Origin of the sequence: Streptomyces bluensis (genome assembly GCF_014650715.1) — a bacterium.
Classification (GTDB): Bacteria; Actinomycetota; Actinomycetes; order Streptomycetales; family Streptomycetaceae; genus Streptomyces; species Streptomyces bluensis.
In genome coordinates this window covers 171,172-188,244 of sequence record NZ_BMVM01000008.1, presented here as the reverse complement: position 1 = coordinate 188,244, position 17,073 = coordinate 171,172, and the positions used below count along the sequence as shown (strand labels likewise).

Annotated in this window: 14 protein-coding genes and 1 pseudogene; 12 read left to right on the top strand and 3 right to left on the bottom strand. The window is 70.7% G+C overall.

Going from position 1 to position 17,073, the window contains the following annotated elements:
- The first annotated feature begins 203 nt into the window (after positions 1-203).
- Both IE262_RS21175 and IE262_RS21170 read left to right on the top strand, forming a co-directional pair.
- Positions 204-1,229 (top strand): alcohol dehydrogenase catalytic domain-containing protein, encoded by a 1,026-nt coding sequence (locus tag IE262_RS21175; protein ID WP_189875622.1) that lies wholly within the window; start codon positions 204-206, stop codon positions 1,227-1,229.
- 249 nt (positions 1,230-1,478) lie between these two features.
- Entirely contained in the window at positions 1,479-1,994 is a 516-nt protein-coding gene (locus IE262_RS21170) for an SRPBCC family protein (protein ID WP_189875620.1), read from the top strand.
- 154 nt (positions 1,995-2,148) lie between these two features.
- Here IE262_RS21170 and IE262_RS21165 read toward each other — a convergent pair whose 3' ends face one another.
- Positions 2,149-3,867, bottom strand: coding sequence for a dolichyl-phosphate-mannose--protein mannosyltransferase (locus IE262_RS21165; RefSeq protein ID WP_189875860.1), 1,719 nt, complete (start codon positions 3,865-3,867; stop codon positions 2,149-2,151).
- A 92-nt stretch (positions 3,868-3,959) separates the two neighbouring features.
- Between IE262_RS21165 and rsmI the strand changes: the two genes are divergently transcribed.
- The 9 genes from rsmI (at position 3,960) to IE262_RS21120 (ending at position 15,310) form a co-directional block, all read left to right on the top strand.
- Complete coding sequence (rsmI, locus tag IE262_RS21160) at positions 3,960-4,808, top strand: 16S rRNA (cytidine(1402)-2'-O)-methyltransferase (protein ID WP_189875618.1); 849 nt, start codon at positions 3,960-3,962, stop codon at positions 4,806-4,808.
- Between the two features lie 352 nt (positions 4,809-5,160).
- Positions 5,161-5,556 (top strand): hypothetical protein, encoded by a 396-nt coding sequence (locus tag IE262_RS21155; RefSeq protein ID WP_134038845.1) that lies wholly within the window; start codon positions 5,161-5,163, stop codon positions 5,554-5,556.
- A gap of 47 nt (positions 5,557-5,603) precedes the next feature.
- The gene (locus IE262_RS21150; RefSeq protein ID WP_189875616.1) at positions 5,604-6,545 is read left to right on the top strand and encodes a TatD family hydrolase; all 942 of its coding nucleotides are present in this window, start codon (positions 5,604-5,606) and stop codon (positions 6,543-6,545) included.
- Between the two features lie 167 nt (positions 6,546-6,712).
- The gene (locus IE262_RS21145; protein WP_189875614.1) at positions 6,713-8,125 is read left to right on the top strand and encodes a resuscitation-promoting factor; all 1,413 of its coding nucleotides are present in this window, start codon (positions 6,713-6,715) and stop codon (positions 8,123-8,125) included.
- A 339-nt stretch (positions 8,126-8,464) separates the two neighbouring features.
- On the top strand, positions 8,465-9,364 hold the full coding sequence (rsmA, locus tag IE262_RS21140; RefSeq protein ID WP_189875611.1) for a 16S rRNA (adenine(1518)-N(6)/adenine(1519)-N(6))-dimethyltransferase RsmA: 900 nt from the start codon (positions 8,465-8,467) through the stop codon (positions 9,362-9,364).
- A complete protein-coding gene (locus tag IE262_RS21135) occupies positions 9,361-10,263 on the top strand; it encodes a 4-(cytidine 5'-diphospho)-2-C-methyl-D-erythritol kinase (RefSeq protein WP_189875609.1) in 903 nt (300 codons plus the stop codon). The genes rsmA and IE262_RS21135 overlap by 4 nt, the downstream gene beginning before the upstream one ends.
- Positions 10,264-10,366: 103 nt before the next feature.
- Positions 10,367-12,178, top strand: a complete 1,812-nt coding sequence (locus tag IE262_RS21130; protein ID WP_189875608.1) for an ABC-F family ATP-binding cassette domain-containing protein — start codon at positions 10,367-10,369, stop codon at positions 12,176-12,178.
- Positions 12,179-12,459: 281 nt separating this feature from the next.
- Positions 12,460-14,328, top strand: a complete 1,869-nt coding sequence (locus IE262_RS21125) for an outer membrane protein assembly factor BamB family protein (protein ID WP_189875605.1) — start codon at positions 12,460-12,462, stop codon at positions 14,326-14,328.
- A 277-nt stretch (positions 14,329-14,605) separates the two neighbouring features.
- A complete protein-coding gene (locus IE262_RS21120; protein ID WP_189875603.1) occupies positions 14,606-15,310 on the top strand; it encodes a helix-turn-helix transcriptional regulator in 705 nt (234 codons plus the stop codon).
- 21 nt (positions 15,311-15,331) lie between these two features.
- On the opposite strand, the gene IE262_RS21115 is transcribed toward IE262_RS21120, so the two are convergent.
- A complete protein-coding gene (locus IE262_RS21115) occupies positions 15,332-15,544 on the bottom strand; it encodes a DUF397 domain-containing protein (RefSeq protein ID WP_189875601.1) in 213 nt (70 codons plus the stop codon).
- Between the two features lie 7 nt (positions 15,545-15,551).
- Positions 15,552-16,400: a helix-turn-helix domain-containing protein gene (locus tag IE262_RS21110; protein ID WP_189875599.1), complete on the bottom strand. Its 849-nt coding sequence runs from the start codon at positions 16,398-16,400 to the stop codon at positions 15,552-15,554.
- A gap of 235 nt (positions 16,401-16,635) precedes the next feature.
- Here IE262_RS21110 and IE262_RS21105 point away from each other — a divergent pair.
- A pseudogene (locus IE262_RS21105) lies at positions 16,636-17,055 on the top strand (ATP-binding protein).
- Positions 17,056-17,073 lie beyond the last annotated feature (18 nt).

The following is a 17,073-nucleotide window of genomic DNA, read 5'->3' as shown; positions in this document are numbered from 1 at the left end:
TCCTCGGCCGCTTGGAACTGTAAGCGACCTGAGGGGGGACTGTGGAAGGGGTTGCCCCAATGATGTCCGAAGTGAGATCGAATGCGTGGCTCGAACCTGACCCACGTCATGCGCCGAAACGTCCGGTGCCCTCGGCGCGCACGATCGGCCCGCAACTGGTCTGCTGGTTGGAGGGGCTGCGTACGGGTTCGCCGGAGGAACGCATGAGTACCTATCGAGTCGCGCAGGTGACCGCCCCGGGCGGTACGTTCGAGCTGGCCGAGCGAGAGGTGCCGCGGCCAGGACCCTGCCATGTGAGGATCGCTGTGGAAGCGTGCGGCGTCTGCCACAGCGACGCACTCTTCGTGAACGGCGCGGTACCCGGTGTGTCCTTCCCCGATGTTCCCGGGCACGAGATCGCCGGGCACATCGAGGAGTTGGGCGAAGGTCTTCAGGACCGTGGCTGGCAGGTCGGTGACCGGGTCGCGGTCGGCTGGTTCGGCGGCAGCTGCGGCCACTGCGGGCCCTGCCGGGAGGGCGACTTCATCGTGTGCGAGAACCTGAAGGTCCCGGGATGGGCGTACGACGGAGGCTACGCGGAGAAGGTGATCGCGCCCGTCGACGCCCTGGCCAGGATCCCCGACGGACTGGCGGCGAGCGATGCCGGGCCGATGGCCTGCGCGGGCGTGACCACGTACAACGGGCTGCGGCGCAGCTCCGCCCGTCCCGGCGATCTGGTCGCCGTGCTCGGCCTCGGCGGCCTCGGGCACCTCGGGGTGCGGTACGCGGTGGCGATGGGCTACGAGACCGTGGGGATCGCCCGCGGCGCCGAGAAGGCCGACCTCGCCAAGCAACTGGGCGCCCACCACTACATCGACAGCACCTCCGGCACCCCGGTCGGCGAGGCGCTGCGGTCCCTCGGCGGCGCCAAGGCCGTCCTCGCCACCGCCGGGAACTCCGCGGCCATCACGGCCACCGCGGACGGCCTGACCCACCGCGGGGAACTGATCGTCATCGGGGCCACCACCGAACCGATGGGCATCACCCCGGCCCAGCTGATCATGGGCGCCCAGGTCGTCCGGGGCCACCCGTCCGGCACCTCGCAGGACGTGGAGGACACGATGGCGTTCAGCGTCCTGCACGGCATCCGCCCGATGACGGAGCCCGTACCGCTGGACCGCGCCGACGAGGCCTACCAGAAGATGCTGGCCGGAAGGGCCCGCTTCCGGATGGTGCTGACGCCCGGCTGACGCCCGGCTGACGCCTGCCTCAGGGCGGTGCCGTGGACGTCCGGGAGGACGGCCGGGACCGGTTCTACCCGTTCTACCGGTTCTACCGGTTCTACCGGTTCTACCGGCTCAACGCCGAGCGCTGAAGCCGATCCACGACTGGGTCGGGGAATACGAGCGGCTCTGGTCGGCGCGGTTCGACCGGCTGGACGCCGTCATCGCGGACCTCAAGCGGCAAGAGCACCATGACGAGAGGACGGAGAACAGACCATGACCAGCCACCGCACCGCGACCCTCACCCTCCCGGCGGACGACCAGATCCTCATCACCCGGGACTTCGACGCGCCCCGCCGGCTGGTCTACCGGGTGTGGACCACACCGGAACTGGTCAAGCGCTGGTGGTGCGGCGAGCGTGGCACGTTGGACACGGTCGAAACGGACTTCCGTGTCGGCGGCAAGTGGCGATACGTCATGTGGGGTGCGCTGGCCGACGGCGGATTCGAGGTCGCCTTCCACGGCGAGTACCGCGAGATCGTCCCCGAGGAGCGGATCGTCTGGACCGAGGTGTTCGAGGGCGCGCCCGGAATGACCCCGGAGGAGGCGGAGGAGAACGCGGCGGTGAACACCGCCGTTTTCACCGAGAAGGACGGCCGCACATCACTGTGGCTGCTCACCGAGGTGCCTGACCGCACCGTCCGCGACGCGATCGTCCAGTCCGGCATGGAGACCGGCGTGCAGGAGCAGATGGCGGCGCTGGAGAAGCTGGCGACCTCGCTGGTCGGCTAGGGCCTGCACTCAGGCCCCCTGGTTCTTCCGGAGGCGTACGCCCCGCCTTACGGTGGCGCCATGAGCGATCACTCGGCTACACGCTGCACGTGGCGAAAGTGGAGCGGAGCCACGGGTTCACGCGAGCAGCAGGCTGACCAACCGAACGGCCCAGCTAGACCCACGTATCCAGCCACATCCGAGCCCGCCACGAGTCGATCGGGATCGCCGTGCCCGTGTACAGCGGCCAGAAGTAGATGAAGTTCCACGCGATCAGGAGGACCAGGACGCCCGCGCCCGCCAGGCCCGCGACGCGGCGGCGTTCCGTCGAGCCCGGGGGGCCCAGGACCGCGCCGATCATCATGGCGACGGCCAGGCAGAGGAACGGGAGGAAGACGATCGCGTAGAAGAAGAAGATCGTGCGCTCCTGGTAGATGAACCAGGGGAAGTAGCCGGCCGCGATACCGCAGGCGATGGCGCCCGCGCGCCAGTCGCGGCGGAAGAACCAGCGCCACAGGACGTAGAGCACGGCGAAGGCGGCGGCCCACCACAGCAGCGGTGTGCCGAGGGCCAGGACCTCGCGGGCGCACTTCTCGCCCGCGTCCGACGGGCAGCCGTCCTTGCCGGGCATCGGGGACTCGTAGAAGTACGAGACCGGGCGGCCGAGCACGATCCAGCTCCACGGGTTCGACTGGTACGTGTGCGGCGAGTGCAGGCCCACGTGGAACTGGTAGACCTCGTACTCGTAGTGCCACAGGCTGCGCATCCAGTCGGGCAGCCACGTGAAGTGGCCGCCCTTGCCCGCGGTCGCCGCCCAGTCGCGGAAGTAGCCGCCCGAGCCGTTGTCGGGGGAGAGGATCCAGCCGGTCCACGAGGCCAGGTAGGTGGCGATGGCGACCGGGACCGTGGCCAGGAACGTGAGGCCCGTGTCGCGCTTGAGGACCGTCGCGTACGGGCGGTGCGCGCCCGCGACCCTGCGGGAGCCGACGTCCCACAACACCGCCATCAGGCAGAACGCGGCGAGGAAGTAGAGGGCGTTCCACTTGGTGCCGAAGGCCAGGCCCAGGCACAGGCCCGCCAGCCAGCGCCAGGGGCGCAGACCGAAGCGGGTGGTCTCCGCCACATGGGCGTTCGGGCGGACCACCCCGTCGCCGTCCGGTGGCAGCGCGGCGGCGAGCCGCTCCCTCGTCCTGTCGCGGTCGATCACCAGACAGCCGAACGCCGCCAGCACGAAGAACATCAGCACCTGGTCGAGCAGCGCCGTACGGCTCATCACGAAGTGCAGCCCGTCCACCGCCATCAGCGTCCCCGCGAGACAGCCGAGGAACGTGGAGCGGAACAGCCTGCGTCCGATGCGGCACAGCATCAGGACGGAGAGCGTGCCGAGCAGCGCCGGCATGAAGCGCCAGCCGAACGGCGTGAACCCGAACAGCCACTCGCCGATGCCGATGACGTACTTCCCGATCGGCGGATGCACCACGTACGCCGGGTCCGTCGGGACCGGGACGTGACCGCCGGACTGCAGGATGAGGTCGTTGGCGTTCTTGGCCCAGTTGACCTCGAACCCGCGGTGGATGAGCCCCCACGCGTCCTTGGCGTAGTACGTCTCGTCGAATATCACCGCCTTCGGGCTGCCCAGGTTCCAGAACCGCAGCAGCCCGGCGAGCAGCGTCACCAGCAGCGGCCCGCCCCATGCCGCCCAGCGCGTGATCCGGGCGCCGGTCTCCCCGCGCAGCCCGAGCACGGCCCACAGGAGCGGGCCGGGCCGGGTGTACGGAGGCACCAGACGGTCACGGACGTCGCCTCTCGGCTTCGCCGTGTATCCGAACCGGCGCAGCCGCTGCTGCCATGACGGCCGCTGCTCTTCGGTGGCCTGGCTCTGCCGGGTGTCCATGGAGGACTCGGTACTCGCGGTACTGGTCACCGCGCCATCGTAGGGAACACGTCTGTGGGAGTCCCGCGTATGCCCCCTGCGAGGATGGAAACGTGACAGGAACCCTTGTGTTGGCAGGCACCCCCATCGGCGACATCGCGGACGCCCCGCCCCGGCTCGCCGAGGAACTGGCCGGGGCGGACGTGATCGCCGCCGAGGACACCCGGCGGCTGCGGCGCCTCACCCAGGCGCTGGGCGTGCAGCCCTCCGGACGGGTCGTGTCGTACTTCGAGGGCAACGAGTCCGCCCGAACGCCCGAGCTCGTCGAGGCGCTGGTGGGGGGCTCCCGGGTGCTGCTCGTGACGGACGCGGGCATGCCGTCGGTCTCCGACCCGGGGTACCGGCTGGTGGCCGCGGCCGTCGAGAAGGACATCCGCGTCACCGCCGTCCCGGGCCCGTCCGCCGTGCTCACCGCGCTCGCGCTGTCCGGGCTGCCCGTGGACCGGTTCTGCTTCGAGGGGTTCCTGCCGCGCAAGGCGGGCGAGCGGCTGTCGCGGCTGCGGGAGGTGGCCGGGGAACGGCGCACGCTCGTGTACTTCGAGGCCCCGCACCGGCTGGACGACACCCTCGCGGCGATGGCCGAGGTGTTCGGGGCGGAGCGGCGGGCCGCGGTGTGCCGCGAGCTGACCAAGACGTACGAGGAGGTAAGGCGGGGGTCCTTGGACGAGCTGGCCGCCTGGGCCGCCGAGGGGGTGCGCGGGGAGATCACCGTCGTCGTGGAGGGTGCCCCCGAGAAGGGGGCCGAGGAACTCGACGCCGACGAACTGGTGCGGAGGGTGCGGGTGCGGGAGGAGGCGGGCGAGCGGCGCAAGGAGGCGATCGCGGCGGTGGCCGTGGAGGCGGGGGTGCCGAAGCGGGTGGTTTTTGACGCGGTGGTTGCGGCGAAGAGCTCCGCGGGGTGAGCGGCTTTGCGGGGGGAGCGGTTTTTTTGGGGGGGTGATTTTTTTTGGGGGGGTGAGCTGCTATGCGGGGTGAGCGTTTTTGCGGGGCGCGCCGGGCGCTCTGCGCCCCCAGGTGCGCCCCTGCGCCCCATGGGTGTGTAAAAGCACGCCGTTAAAAGCAAAGCTCAGGCCTTTCGTCACACGCTCTGCGACAAGGAAACGCCAAATCGGGTCCAACACTCGACAGGGCTGCTGCGCGCCCACCCGGAGCGGAGTCCACTGGGTGAGGGGACGCACCCGTCCCCCGCCTCCACTGGCATTCCGGGGGGAACCCGCGCCGGGGGTGCTTGTCCAGCGGACAACAGGAGCTGGCATGACCGAGATCGCAGGGCAGATCGGCCACCGCGGAACGGCGACCGCAGTCGTCCACGAGTCCTATTCCTTCGCCTGCATGCGCTGCGGGCACGGCTGGGAGCAGTCGTACGAGATAGAGCACCACATAGACGGCCAGGGGCAGGAGTTCGTCATGTACGTGGCGGACGGACGGGTCGTCCCGTCGCCGCTGTCCAAGCCCACCTGCCAGAACTGCGACAACCACGTGGTGCGCATCATGCGGCCGGGGCAGGTGTCCTCCGTGCAGAGCCACCTCCGCCGGCAGTCCCCACCGGTGCCGCGGCAGATCAGGGCGGAGGAGCCCGAGGGCCCCAAGAACCACCACCACTGGCATCTGTCCGACCTGTTGCACCCGTTCCAGCGCAAGGCGAGCTGACAGCCACCGGACGCCGTGAGGGCATGCCCCCTTCGTAGGATCGGGGCATGCCTTCGAACACCTCCGGCCCGCACGACAAGAACGCCGCGCCCCCGCTCCCCGAGCCCCTCCGGGTGCCCGTCGCCGACTCGCACACGCACCTCGACATGCAGTCCGGCACGGTGGAGGAGGCCCTCGCCAAGGCCGCGTCGGTGGGTGTGACGACGGTCGTGCAGGTCGGCTGCGACGTGAAGGGCTCCCACTGGGCGGCCGACACGGCGGCGGCGCACGGGAACGTCCACGCGGCGGTCGCGCTGCACCCCAACGAGGCCCCGCGCATCGTCCACGGCGACCCCATCGAGGGGGCGTCGCGAAGCGACTCGGACAAGGGTGGTGGTGGGCGACGGGCGGGATGGTCCCGGCAGGGCGCCCGGAAGCCGGGCGGGGACGCGGCCCTGGACGAGGCGCTCGCCGAGATCGACCGGCTGGCGGCGCTGCCGCACGTGAAGGCCGTGGGCGAGACCGGGCTCGACTACTTCCGTACCGGTCCCGAGGGCAAGGCGGCGCAGGAGCGGTCCTTCCGGGCCCACATCGAGATCGCCAAGCGGCACGGCAAGGCGCTGGTGATCCACGACCGCGAGGCCCACGCCGACGTGCTGCGCCTCCTCAAGGAGGAGGGCGCCCCGGACCGGACGGTCTTCCACTGCTACTCCGGCGACGCGGAGATGGCCGAGGTGTGCGCCGAGCACGGCTACTTCATGTCCTTCGCCGGCAACGTGACCTTCAAGAACGCCCAGCCGCTCCGCGACGCCCTCGCCGTGGCCCCGCTGGAGCTGGTCCTCGTGGAGACCGACGCGCCCTTCCTGACCCCGGCGCCGTACCGCGGTCGGCCCAACGCGCCGTATCTCATTCCGGTCACGGTGCGCGCCATGGCCGCCGTGCGGGGCATCGGCGAGGAAGCGCTGGCGACGGCGATCGGCGCGAACACCGCGCGGGCGTTTGATTACTGAGGGATAACACTTCCGGTACAGCCGCGGCGCCGTTCGAGTGATCAAGGTCACTGGGTATTGGCCCGTGTCGCCACGCTGTGTAGTCGCGTTGCTTGGGGGAGTGATGGCCGTTCCATTAGGTTGCGGTCGCCCGATCCGGCCTCCGGCCTCCCGAGGAGCGTGTCGTTGTGAGCAGAGTGCAGCACGAGACGTATGGCGAGACGTATGGAGACACGCTTGGCACGTCGTACGAGCCGTACGAGCCATTGGAGCCATTGGAGCCGTACGAGCCATTCGAGTCGTACGAGTCGTACGGCGACATGCACGGCGACATGTACGGCGAAGCGTACGGGCTGAGCCACGGAGCGTACGAGGACACGTACCGTCCCGCCTACGAGACGGCGGCCCAGCCGGTGGTGTCCCGTCCGGAGGACCGGGCGGTGCCCACGAGCCCCGGCAGCCGGGCCCGGCCCCGGCGGGCCCCGCGCCGCAGACGTGCCGTCGAGCGGCCCGTGCCGTTGCGCCGCCTGGTCCCGCAGGCGCTGGTGGTGGCGTTCCTCGCGGGCGGTACGTCCGCCTTCGTCGCCAAGGACAAGGCGATCGAGCTGAGCGTCGACGGGAAGCCGCGCACCCTGCACACCTTCGCGGACGACGTGAGCGAACTGCTCGCCGACGAGGGTGTCGCCGTGGGCGCCCACGACGTGGTGGCGCCCACGCCGGGCACCGCCCTGGCCAGTGGCGACGAGGTGGCGGTCCGCTACGGGCGGCCCGTGCGGCTCACCCTTGACGGGCAGCGGCGCCAGGTGTGGACGACGGCGCACACGGTGGACGGGGCGCTCGAACAACTCGGGGTGCGAGCGGAGGGGGCGTACGTGTCGACCTCGCGCTCCCGGCGGATCGGGCGAGAGGGGCTGGCGCTGGACGTCCGCACCGAGCGGACGGTCACGATCATGGCGGACGGCCGCCCGCGGACGATCCGTACGAACGCGGCGACCGTGCGGGAGTCCGTGGAGCAGGCCGGGATCACGCTGGAGGGGCAGGACACGACGTCCGTTCCGCAGGACGGCTTTCCACGGGACGGGCAGACGATCACCGTGCTGCGGATCACCGGGGAGCGGGAGGTGCGCGAGGAGTCGATCCCCTTCGACGTGTTCCGGACGGAGGACCCGTCCCTCTTCCAGGGCACGGAGGTCGTCGAGCGGGCCGGGCGTCCGGGCGTGCGCCGCGACACGTACTCCGTGCGCGTCGTCAACGGCGTCAGACAGAAACCGCGCCGTACCCGCTCCGAGGTGGTGCGCGAGGCACGGACGCAGGTCGTGAAGGTGGGGACGAAGCCGGTGCCGACGTCCGTGCGGGGGGCGGACCATCTGAACTGGGCGGGGCTGGCGGCGTGTGAGTCCGGTGGGCGGCCGGGGGCGGTGGATCCCTCCGGGACGTACGGAGGGCTCTACCAGTTCGACTCCCGTACCTGGCAGAGCCTCGGGGGTGAGGGGCGGCCCCAGGACGCGTCGGCGGACGAGCAGACGATGCGGGCGAAGAAGCTGTACGTGCGCCGAGGGGCCAGCCCGTGGCCCCACTGCGGTGCGCGGCTGCACGGCTGAGGCGGGGGTGGTTTCTTTCGCCCCCGCCGCCCCTACCCGTCCCATCCTTCCCTGGGGGCTGCCGCCCCCAGACCCCGGCTTGTCGGCCTGAACGGCCTCGTCCTCAAACGCCGGACGGGCTGGGGGTGCCCGCCCATTCCAGCCCCTCCGGCGTTTGAGGAGCCGGGGTCCGGGGGCCGGCCCCCGAAGACGGGGTCCGGGGCGGAGCCCCGAAGTCCGGGGGCCAGGGGGCGGAGTCCCCTTGGCGGGGTCGAAGGGGCGGAGCCCCTGGGGATGGGACGGGTAGGGGCGGCGGGGGCGAGGAACAACCCGGTGGCCGGCCACCCGTACCCTTGGCACGTGAGCAGCCCCACCCCCGACGCCCTCCTGGGCCCCGCCGACGTCCGCGACCTGGCGGCAGCCCTCGGCGTACGCCCCACCAAACAACGCGGCCAGAACTTCGTGATCGACGCCAACACCGTACGGCGGATCGTCCGCACCGCGGAGGTACGCCCCGACGACGTGGTGGTCGAGGTCGGCCCGGGACTCGGCTCGCTCACCCTCGCCCTGCTGGAGGCGGCCGACCGCGTCACCGCGGTCGAGATCGACGACGTACTCGCCGCCGCCCTCCCCACCACGATCACCACGCGCATGCCCGAGCGGTCCGACCGCTTCGCGCTGGTGCACTCCGACGCGATGCACGTACGCGAACTCCCGGGCCCCGCACCCACGGCCCTCGTCGCCAACCTGCCCTACAACGTGGCCGTCCCGGTGCTGCTGCACATGCTGGAGACGTTCCCGAGCATCGAGCGCACGCTCGTCATGGTGCAGTCGGAGGTCGCCGACCGCCTCGCCGCCCCGCCCGGCTCCAAGGTGTACGGCGTCCCGTCCGTGAAGGCCAACTGGTACGCCGAGGTCAAGCGAGCAGGCGCCATCGGCCGCACCGTCTTCTGGCCCGCGCCCAATGTCGACAGCGGTCTCGTCTCGCTCGTCCGGCGGGCGGAGCCGGTCAGGACCGCGGCCTCCCGGAAGGAGGTCTTCGCCGTCGTCGACGCCGCGTTCGCCCAGCGCCGCAAGACCCTGCGCGCCGCCCTCGCCGGCTGGGCGGGCTCGGCCGCGGCAGCAGAGGCCGCGCTTGTGGCCGCCGGGGTGTCGCCGCAGGCGCGCGGGGAGTCGCTGACGGTCGAGGAGTTCGCCCGTATCGCGGAGCACCGTTCCGCGCGGAACGCAGAAGAACACAAGGAGCCGGTCCAGCAGTGAGCGTCACGGTACGCGTCCCCGCCAAGGTCAACGTCCAGCTCGCGGTGGGCGGCGCCCGCCCCGACGGCTTCCACGACCTGGCCAACGTCTTCCTGGCCGTCGGCCTGTACGACGAGGTCACCGCAACTCCGGCCGACGAGCTGCGCATCACGTGCACGGGGCCGGGCGCCGACCAGGTCCCCCTGGACCGTACGAACCTGGCGGCCCGCGCCGCCCTCGCCCTCGCCGCACGTCATGGCCTCGATGCCGCCGTGCACCTCCACATCGCCAAGGACATCCCCGTCGCGGGCGGTATGGCGGGCGGTAGCGCGGACGCGGCGGGCGCGCTGGTGGCGTGCGACGCGCTGTGGGGCCTGAACACCCCACAGGGCGAACTCCTCGACATCTGTGCCGAGTTGGGCAGCGACGTGCCCTTCAGCCTGGTCGGTGGCGCCGCGCTCGGCACCGGGCGGGGCGAGCAACTCCGGCCCCTCGACGTGGGCGGCACCTTCCACTGGGTGTTCGCGGTCGCGGACGGAGGTCTCTCCACCCCGGCCGTCTACCGGGAGTTCGACCGCCTCACGGAAGGCACGGAGGTCCCCGAGCCCCTCGCCTCCCAGGAACTGCTCGACGCCCTCGCCAAGGGCGACGCCACGGCCCTGGCGACCGCCCTCTCCAACGACCTCCAGCCCGCGGCGATCTCCCTCTTCCCGTCGCTCGCCGACACGCTGGCCGCCGGTCGCGCCGCCGGCGCCCTCGCCGGCCTCGTCTCCGGCTCCGGCCCCACCACGGCGTTCCTGGTGCGGGACGCCGAGAGCGCCGCCGAGGTCGCCGAGTCCCTCCTGGCCTCCGGTACGTGCCGCGCGGCCCGCACCGCGACATCCCCGGCGCAGGGAGCGACCGTGGTCCGGGGCCGCTGACACCCGGGAGGCCGGGGAGGCGGCGGGGGCCACATATCCGGACGGCCGACCGACCGCGACGCGTACCCTGGAGGGTCGATCCACCCCCGCGCTCAGGAGAGTAATGGCCGTCAACCTGGTCAATGTCGAGAACGTCAGCAAGGTGTACGGCACCCGCGCCCTGCTCGACGGAGTCTCCCTCGGCGTCTCGGAAGGCGACCGCATCGGCGTGGTCGGACGCAACGGCGACGGCAAGACGACCCTCATCCGCATGCTCGCCAAACTGGAGGAGGCCGACACCGGCCGCGTCACCCACTCCGGAGGACTCCGCCTCGGCGTCCTCACCCAGCACGACTCCCTCGACCCCGAGGCCACCGTCCGCCACGAGGTCATCCGCGACCTGGCCGACCACGAGTGGGCGGGCAACGCCAAGATCAGGGACGTCCTCACCGGCCTCTTCGGCGGACTCGACCTCCCCGGCTTCCCGCAGGGGCTCGACACCGTCATCGGCCCCCTCTCCGGAGGCGAGCGCCGCCGTATCGCCCTCGCCAAGCTGCTCATCGAGGAGCAGGACATCCTCATCCTCGACGAGCCCACGAACCACCTCGACGTCGAGGGCATCTCCTGGCTCGCGAACCACCTCCGCGAGCGCCGCTCCGCCCTCGTCTGCGTCACCCACGACCGCTGGTTCCTCGACCAGGTCTGCACCCGCATGTGGGACGTCCAGCGCGGCGCGGTCTACGAGTACGAGGGCGGCTACTCCGACTACGTCTTCGCCCGCGCCGAACGCGAGCGCATCGCCGCCACCGAGGAGGTCAAGCGCCAGAACCTGGTCCGCAAGGAACTGGCCTGGCTGCGGCGCGGCGCCCCCGCCCGCACATCCAAGCCGCGTTTCCGCGTCGAGGCCGCCAACGAACTGATCAAGGACGTGCCGCCGCCGCGCGACAGCAGCGAACTGATGAAGTTCGCGAGCTCCCGCCTCGGCAAGACGGTCTTCGACCTGGAGAACGTGACGGTCCAGGCCGGCCCCAAGGTGCTGCTCAAGCACCTCACCTGGCAGCTCGGCCCCGGCGACCGCTTCGGCCTCGTCGGAGTGAACGGCGCCGGCAAGACCTCGCTGCTGCGGGCCCTCGCGGACGCGGCGCGCTCCGCGGGCGAGGAGCAGCCCGCCGCGGGCCGGATCGCCGTCGGCAAGACCGTCAAGCTCGCCTACCTCTCCCAGGAGGTCGCCGAACTCGACCCGAGCGTGCGGGTGCTGGAGGCCGTGCAGCAGGTCCGCGACCGGGTCGACCTCGGCAAGGGCCGCGAGCTGACCGCGGGCCAGCTGTGCGAGACGTTCGGCTTCGGCAAGGAGAAGCAGTGGACGCCGGTCGGTGACCTGTCGGGTGGTGAGCGCCGGCGGCTCCAGCTGCTCCGCCTGCTCATGGACGAGCCGAACGTCCTCTTCCTCGACGAGCCCACCAACGACCTCGACATCGAGACCCTCACCCAGCTGGAGGACCTCCTCGACGGCTGGCCCGGCTCGATGGTCGTCATCTCCCACGACCGGTTCTTCGTCGAGCGGACGACGGACCGGGTGTACGCGCTGCTCGGCGACGGGGCGTTGCGGATGCTGCCGCGCGGAATCGACGAGTACATCGAGCGGCGCCACGCGATGGAGGAGAGCGCGGCGAGGGCGGCCGCGCCCGCGGCGAGCGCGGCAAAGGCGGCACCGGAGAAGAGCGCGGCCGACCAGCGGGCCGCGAAGAAGGAACTGCAGAAGATCGAGCGGCAGTTGGACAAGATCTCCGAGAAGGAGACGAAGCTGCACGCGGGGATCGCCGAGAACGCCACGGACTTCGCGAAGGTGGCTGAACTGGATGCGGAGTTGCGCGACCTGGCGGGGCAGCGCGAGGAGTTGGAACTGCGCTGGCTGGAGCTGGCCGAGGAAGCGTGACCGCTACCGCTTCCACCGATGGTTTCGCGACACGTGAAGCGACCGTGAAACGACCGCGAAGCGGCCATGAAGCGGCCATGAAGGAGCGTAACGAGGGCATCACGGGCCGGTCCTCCCTTGGGAACGGGGGAAGTGACCGGCCCGTGCGTGGGAGCGTCGCGGTGCTGGGCAGTGGTAGAAAGAGCCGTCTGGGAACACTTCGAGAACTCTGAGAACTCCGAGAACCATCACCTCGCGTGACAGCGGGTGGCTCAAAAGCAGCGAAGAGGGGGAGCGCGCTGATGACTCAGCCGCCCAATCAGCCGCCGCAGGGCGGCTTCGGCCCACCACAAGGGCAACCACCGCAGGGACAGCCGCCGCAAGGGCCGCCGCCGCAAGGGCCGCCACCCCCGCCTCCGCCACCACAGCAGCCGCCCGCGGCACCCCCGCAGCCGCCGCAGGGCGGCTTCGGCGCGCCCGCCCCCGGCTACGGCTACCCCCAGGCGCCGCCCCCACCGCCCCAGCCCGCTGCGCAGCCCGCCCAGCCCGGCTACGGCGCCCCGGGCCAGCAGCCCCCGTACGGCCAGCCGCCCGCGTACGGCCAACAGGCCCCCTACGGCCAGCAACCCCCCTACGGCCAGCCGCCGTACGGCTACCCGCAGCCGACCCCGCCCCAGCAGCCCCAGGCCGGCCAAGTCGGCCAAGTCGGAGTCGGTCAAGGCGGGAGGAAGGTCAACTCCCAGCTGGTCATCATCGTCGCGGCCGTCGCCGCCATCGCGCTGATCATCGGTGGTGGCGTCTGGTACGCGTCCTCCGACGGCAAGGGCGACGACGGCAAGAACAACTCCGCGGACTCCGGCGGCGCCACCGGAGGCGACGACGGGAGCACCGGCGGTACGTCCGGCGGCGGGGACAGTGATGCCCAGGAGAAGGTGCCGTCCAGCACCAGCGCCGAGGTGCTGTTCCGGCTGGAAGCGCCGGAGGTGAAGGACCGGCAGCAGGTCGCCAGCATCAAGGGCTCCTGGCTCACCGACTCGGTGTACGTCAAGGGCGGCGTAGCCAAGATCGTCGGCTATGACCCCGACAGCGGCGACCCCCGATGGACGCTCCCGCTGGACGGCCAGACCTGTGCGGCCTCCCGTGAGGTCAGCGCCGACGGGATCGCCGTGGTCGTGCACGAGACGAAGAAGCGCGACAGCAAGGGCCTCGCCCAGCCCTGCACCGCGATCACCGCCTTCCGGGTGGCCGACGGCAAGAAGGTGTGGACGAGGAGCGCCGAACTCAGCGGCGAGGCCGTGGCCTTCACCCAGGTCACCATCTCCGGTTCCACGGCCGCGGTGGGCGGTCTCTACGGAGGCGCCGCCTTCGACGTGAACACCGGCAAGCCCCTGTGGGCGCCGAAGGTCAGCGAGTGCGTGGACGTCGGCTACGCCGGCGGCACCCAGCTCGTCGCGGTCCGCAAGTGCGGCGACTACGGCGACGAGCAGTACGAGGTACAGCTCCTCGACCCCAAGAGCGGCTCCAGCAAGTGGAGTTACAAGCTGCCCTCCGGCATCGACAACGCCAAGGTGATCTCCACCAAGCCGGTCGTCTTCGGCGTGGACTCGGGCGAGATCACCGCCTCCGGCTTCACGGACGTCTTCTCGCTGGACGACAACGGCAAGCTCCGTACGAAGATCACGACCCCGGCGGGCAAGTACAAGTCCGACTGCGACGTCGGCGAGGTCTGGGACTGCAAGGGGGTCACGGTCGGCAACGACAAGCTGTACGTGTCGACCGAGGAGCACAACGGCAGCGGCAGCGCCCAGACCAACGAGATCGTGTCCTTCTCGCTGGCCACCGGCAAGCCCACCGGTGAGCGCGTCGACGCGGGCGACGGCTACGCGCTGTTCCCGATCCGCATGGACGGGCCGAACATCATCGCCTTCAAGGACCCCCCGTACAACAAGGGCGCCCAGGTCGTCTCCGTCGACACCTCCACGCTGAAGACCACCAAGCTCCTGGAGACCCCGGCCTCCCGGGAGGTACTCATGGCGATCAGCAGCATGGTCCCGGACTCCGCCGAGCTCCTCTACAGCAACGGGCGGCTCTTCATGGGCAAGGAACTGGCCGGCAAGGCGTACTCCCCGGACGAGAAGAGGTACGCGGCGCTCGCCTTCGGCGCGAAGTGATCCCCATTCGGTGCCGCGCAACTCCATGCGCCCCCGGGCCCCCGCGGAACGGCCCCGCCCCTGCTCAGGGGCGGGGCCGTGCCCTTACCCCTCATCACTCTCGAACGGGAGGAATACCTGTATTCCGGGGCACTTCTCCCGTAGAGGGGGAGCGTAACGTCGAACAAGCGTGTAGCTTCCGGGGGCATGAAGAGCGGGGGAACCAAGGGGGATCTGTTCGTGGGGATCAGTGGGCAGCCATAGTGGTGCGCCATTGGGGGGACTGGGGGGTTGCTCGATGGGAGTGCGGCTCATGGTGGTCGACGACCACCGATTGCTCGCGGAGGCACTGGCCTCGGCGCTGAAGCTGCGCGGGCACAGGGTGCTCGCCGCGGCGGCGCCCGCCGCGGGGGCGGCGGAACTGGTGATCACCCGGGCACCGGAGGTGTGCCTGTTCGGTACGGCGGCACCCGCCGAGCCGGGGATCTTCGATCCGGTGGTGCGCATCAAACGGGAGCGCCCGCAGGTGGCGGTACTGGTCCTCGGACCGGTGCCGAACCCGCGCGGCATAGCGGCGGCGTTCGCATCGGGCGCCTCGGGTTACGTACGGCACGACGAGCGCATAGAGGGCGTCGAGCGCGCGATCATCAAGGCACGGGCGGGCGAGGCGGCGGTCGCACCCGCCCTCCTCCAGGGCGCCTTCAGCGAACTGCTCAACCCGGCCGCCCAGCCCGACGACGAGGGCCAGCGCCTGCTCCAGCTGCTGACCCCGCGTGAGGTCGAGGTGCTGGTCCGCGTCGCCGAAGGCGAGGACACCCGCCTGATCGCGGCCGGCATGGGCATCGCCCCCTCCACGGCCCGCACCCATGTGCAAAGGGTCCTGATGAAGCTGGACGTCGGCTCCCGCCTGGAGGCGGCGGCCCTGGCGGCGCGCACGGGCCTACTGGACCGCGCGGGCCCACCACCACGCCCTGAGGACGACCTGGACGCGGAACGGGACTGACCCCCACACAGGTTTCAGCGCTCAGTCACATCGGGGTGTCCCGGTGCCGAGTCTGCCGGTCTTTATGCCGTGGAGGAGGTGGGCGAGGGGGGCGGGGGCCATGGTGACCTCGGTGTGCGGGGTGTCGCTTTCCCGGAGGTGGAGGGTGGTGTGGGCCCTCGCCAGCTCAACGCAGGTGTTGCCGTCGCCTCCCTCGGAGAAGGACGACTTCTGCCAGTGGAGGGGGTGGGCCATGCCTGCCTCACAATTCCTTGGCGATGCGGTGGATGAGCTCCCGTGACGGGATGGGATCGAGAGCTGCCTTCTCCACCTTACGAAAGAGCTTTCGAAACCGGTCCAGTTGGGACTCCGCATCGAGGAATGCGGTGCCGTGGGGCGAGTCGCGAAGCACAGTGTCCAGCCGAGGGAGCGGTCCGCCCACGTACAGCATCGCGCTGCTGGCGCCGGCGAAGCCCTGCACGTCGATGGGGATGACCCGTACGGCATGGCCCCGCTCGATCTGGCTCAGGATTTCCAGGAGTTGGGCACGCGCCACTTGGCGGTCGGCAACGAGTATGCGCAGTGCGAATTCGTGAACGATTGTCTCGTATTCGGCAGCGTCGTCCCCCTCGATGGCGGCCCTGCGCCGCAGCCTGTGCTGGACTCGGGGTTCCAACTCGCTCGGCGGGAGTTCCGGGACCATGTACCCGAAGACGGCGCGGGCGTAGTCGGGGGTCTGGAACAGGCCCGGTACGTGGGTGATGACGACCTCGCGCAGGGACGTCGCATGGTGCTCCAGCTCGGCGACGTCCAGGAACACCGACGGCAGGATGCCCCGAAACTCCTCCCACCAGCCGCTTGTGCGGTCGGTCGCCATGGCGACGAGTGCCTCGATCAAGGTCTCGTCGTCGCACGCGTAGTGGGCCGCGAGCCGTCGCACACGTTGCTCGCTCACACCTGCCAGGCCCGCTTCGACCTGGCTGATCTGCGCCGACGTTGAGCTCAAGAGCCCTGCAACCTCGCGAGCCTTCAGGCCGGCGGCCTCTCTCAGTCTCCGCAACTCCGTGCCCAGTCGTACTTGTCGCGCGGTGGGCTGGCTCCTTGGCGCCATGCACCCCTCCTGGCCTCAACCGGCCTGCCGCTGTGCCTCGTTCGGGCGTCAGGCTACGCCATTCGGTTGCGGGAGGAAAAATTTTTGCTCTACCGTCAGTGATGCGACGCACACGCTGCGAAACGCCGGGAGTCCCGGAAGCGCACCACTCCGTCCTGCCATGACGGCTGCGGCAATGCCACCGCCCGCGACCGCTGTGACCTGCCAACCCCTCCCCACCGAACGGAGTTCACCCATGCCTGAAAACGAATGCGAACCCTGGGAGTACTGCCTCCACATCCCGAACGACCCCCGAGCCGTCACCATCAGTCGCCGAACTCTCCGCCTGATCCTGACCATGCACGGCCTCATCCGCCTCGTCGACACCGCCGAACTGCTCGCAACAGAGCTGGTGAGCAACGCCGTACGCCACACCAAGGGCCCCGCCGCCCTCCGCGTCACCTGGAGGGACGGCGTCCTCCGCGTCGGCGCCTAGGACGCGGACCCCGAACCCCCGGAACCTCCGTACCCGTTGGACCAGGTTGCCGACCTGGATGTGGAAGGAGGGCGCGGCCTCGCTCTCGTCCGGGCTTGTGCCGACCTGTGGGGCTGGCAGCCGCTGACCAAGGGCGGCAGTCGGGGCAAGTACGTGTGGTGTGACCTGGCCGCGGTGTAGCTCGTTGATCACGTCGTA

Bases quoted from the DNA above. Each gene is read 5' to 3' on its own strand.
- IE262_RS21175 (WP_189875622.1), top strand. From the start codon at position 204: ATGAGTACCTATCGAGTCGCGCAGGTGACCGCCCCGGGCGGTACGTTC.
- IE262_RS21170 (WP_189875620.1), top strand. From the start codon at position 1,479: ATGACCAGCCACCGCACCGCGACCCTCACCCTCCCGGCGGACGACCAG.
- IE262_RS21165 (WP_189875860.1), bottom strand. From the start codon at position 3,867: ATGGACACCCGGCAGAGCCAGGCCACCGAAGAGCAGCGGCCGTCATGG.
- IE262_RS21155 (WP_134038845.1), top strand. From the start codon at position 5,161: ATGACCGAGATCGCAGGGCAGATCGGCCACCGCGGAACGGCGACCGCA.
- IE262_RS21150 (WP_189875616.1), top strand. From the start codon at position 5,604: ATGCCTTCGAACACCTCCGGCCCGCACGACAAGAACGCCGCGCCCCCG.
- IE262_RS21130 (WP_189875608.1), top strand. From the start codon at position 10,367: ATGGCCGTCAACCTGGTCAATGTCGAGAACGTCAGCAAGGTGTACGGC.
- IE262_RS21125 (WP_189875605.1), top strand. From the start codon at position 12,460: ATGACTCAGCCGCCCAATCAGCCGCCGCAGGGCGGCTTCGGCCCACCA.
- IE262_RS21120 (WP_189875603.1), top strand. From the start codon at position 14,606: ATGGGAGTGCGGCTCATGGTGGTCGACGACCACCGATTGCTCGCGGAG.
- IE262_RS21115 (WP_189875601.1), bottom strand. From the start codon at position 15,544: ATGGCCCACCCCCTCCACTGGCAGAAGTCGTCCTTCTCCGAGGGAGGC.
- IE262_RS21110 (WP_189875599.1), bottom strand. From the start codon at position 16,400: ATGGCGCCAAGGAGCCAGCCCACCGCGCGACAAGTACGACTGGGCACG.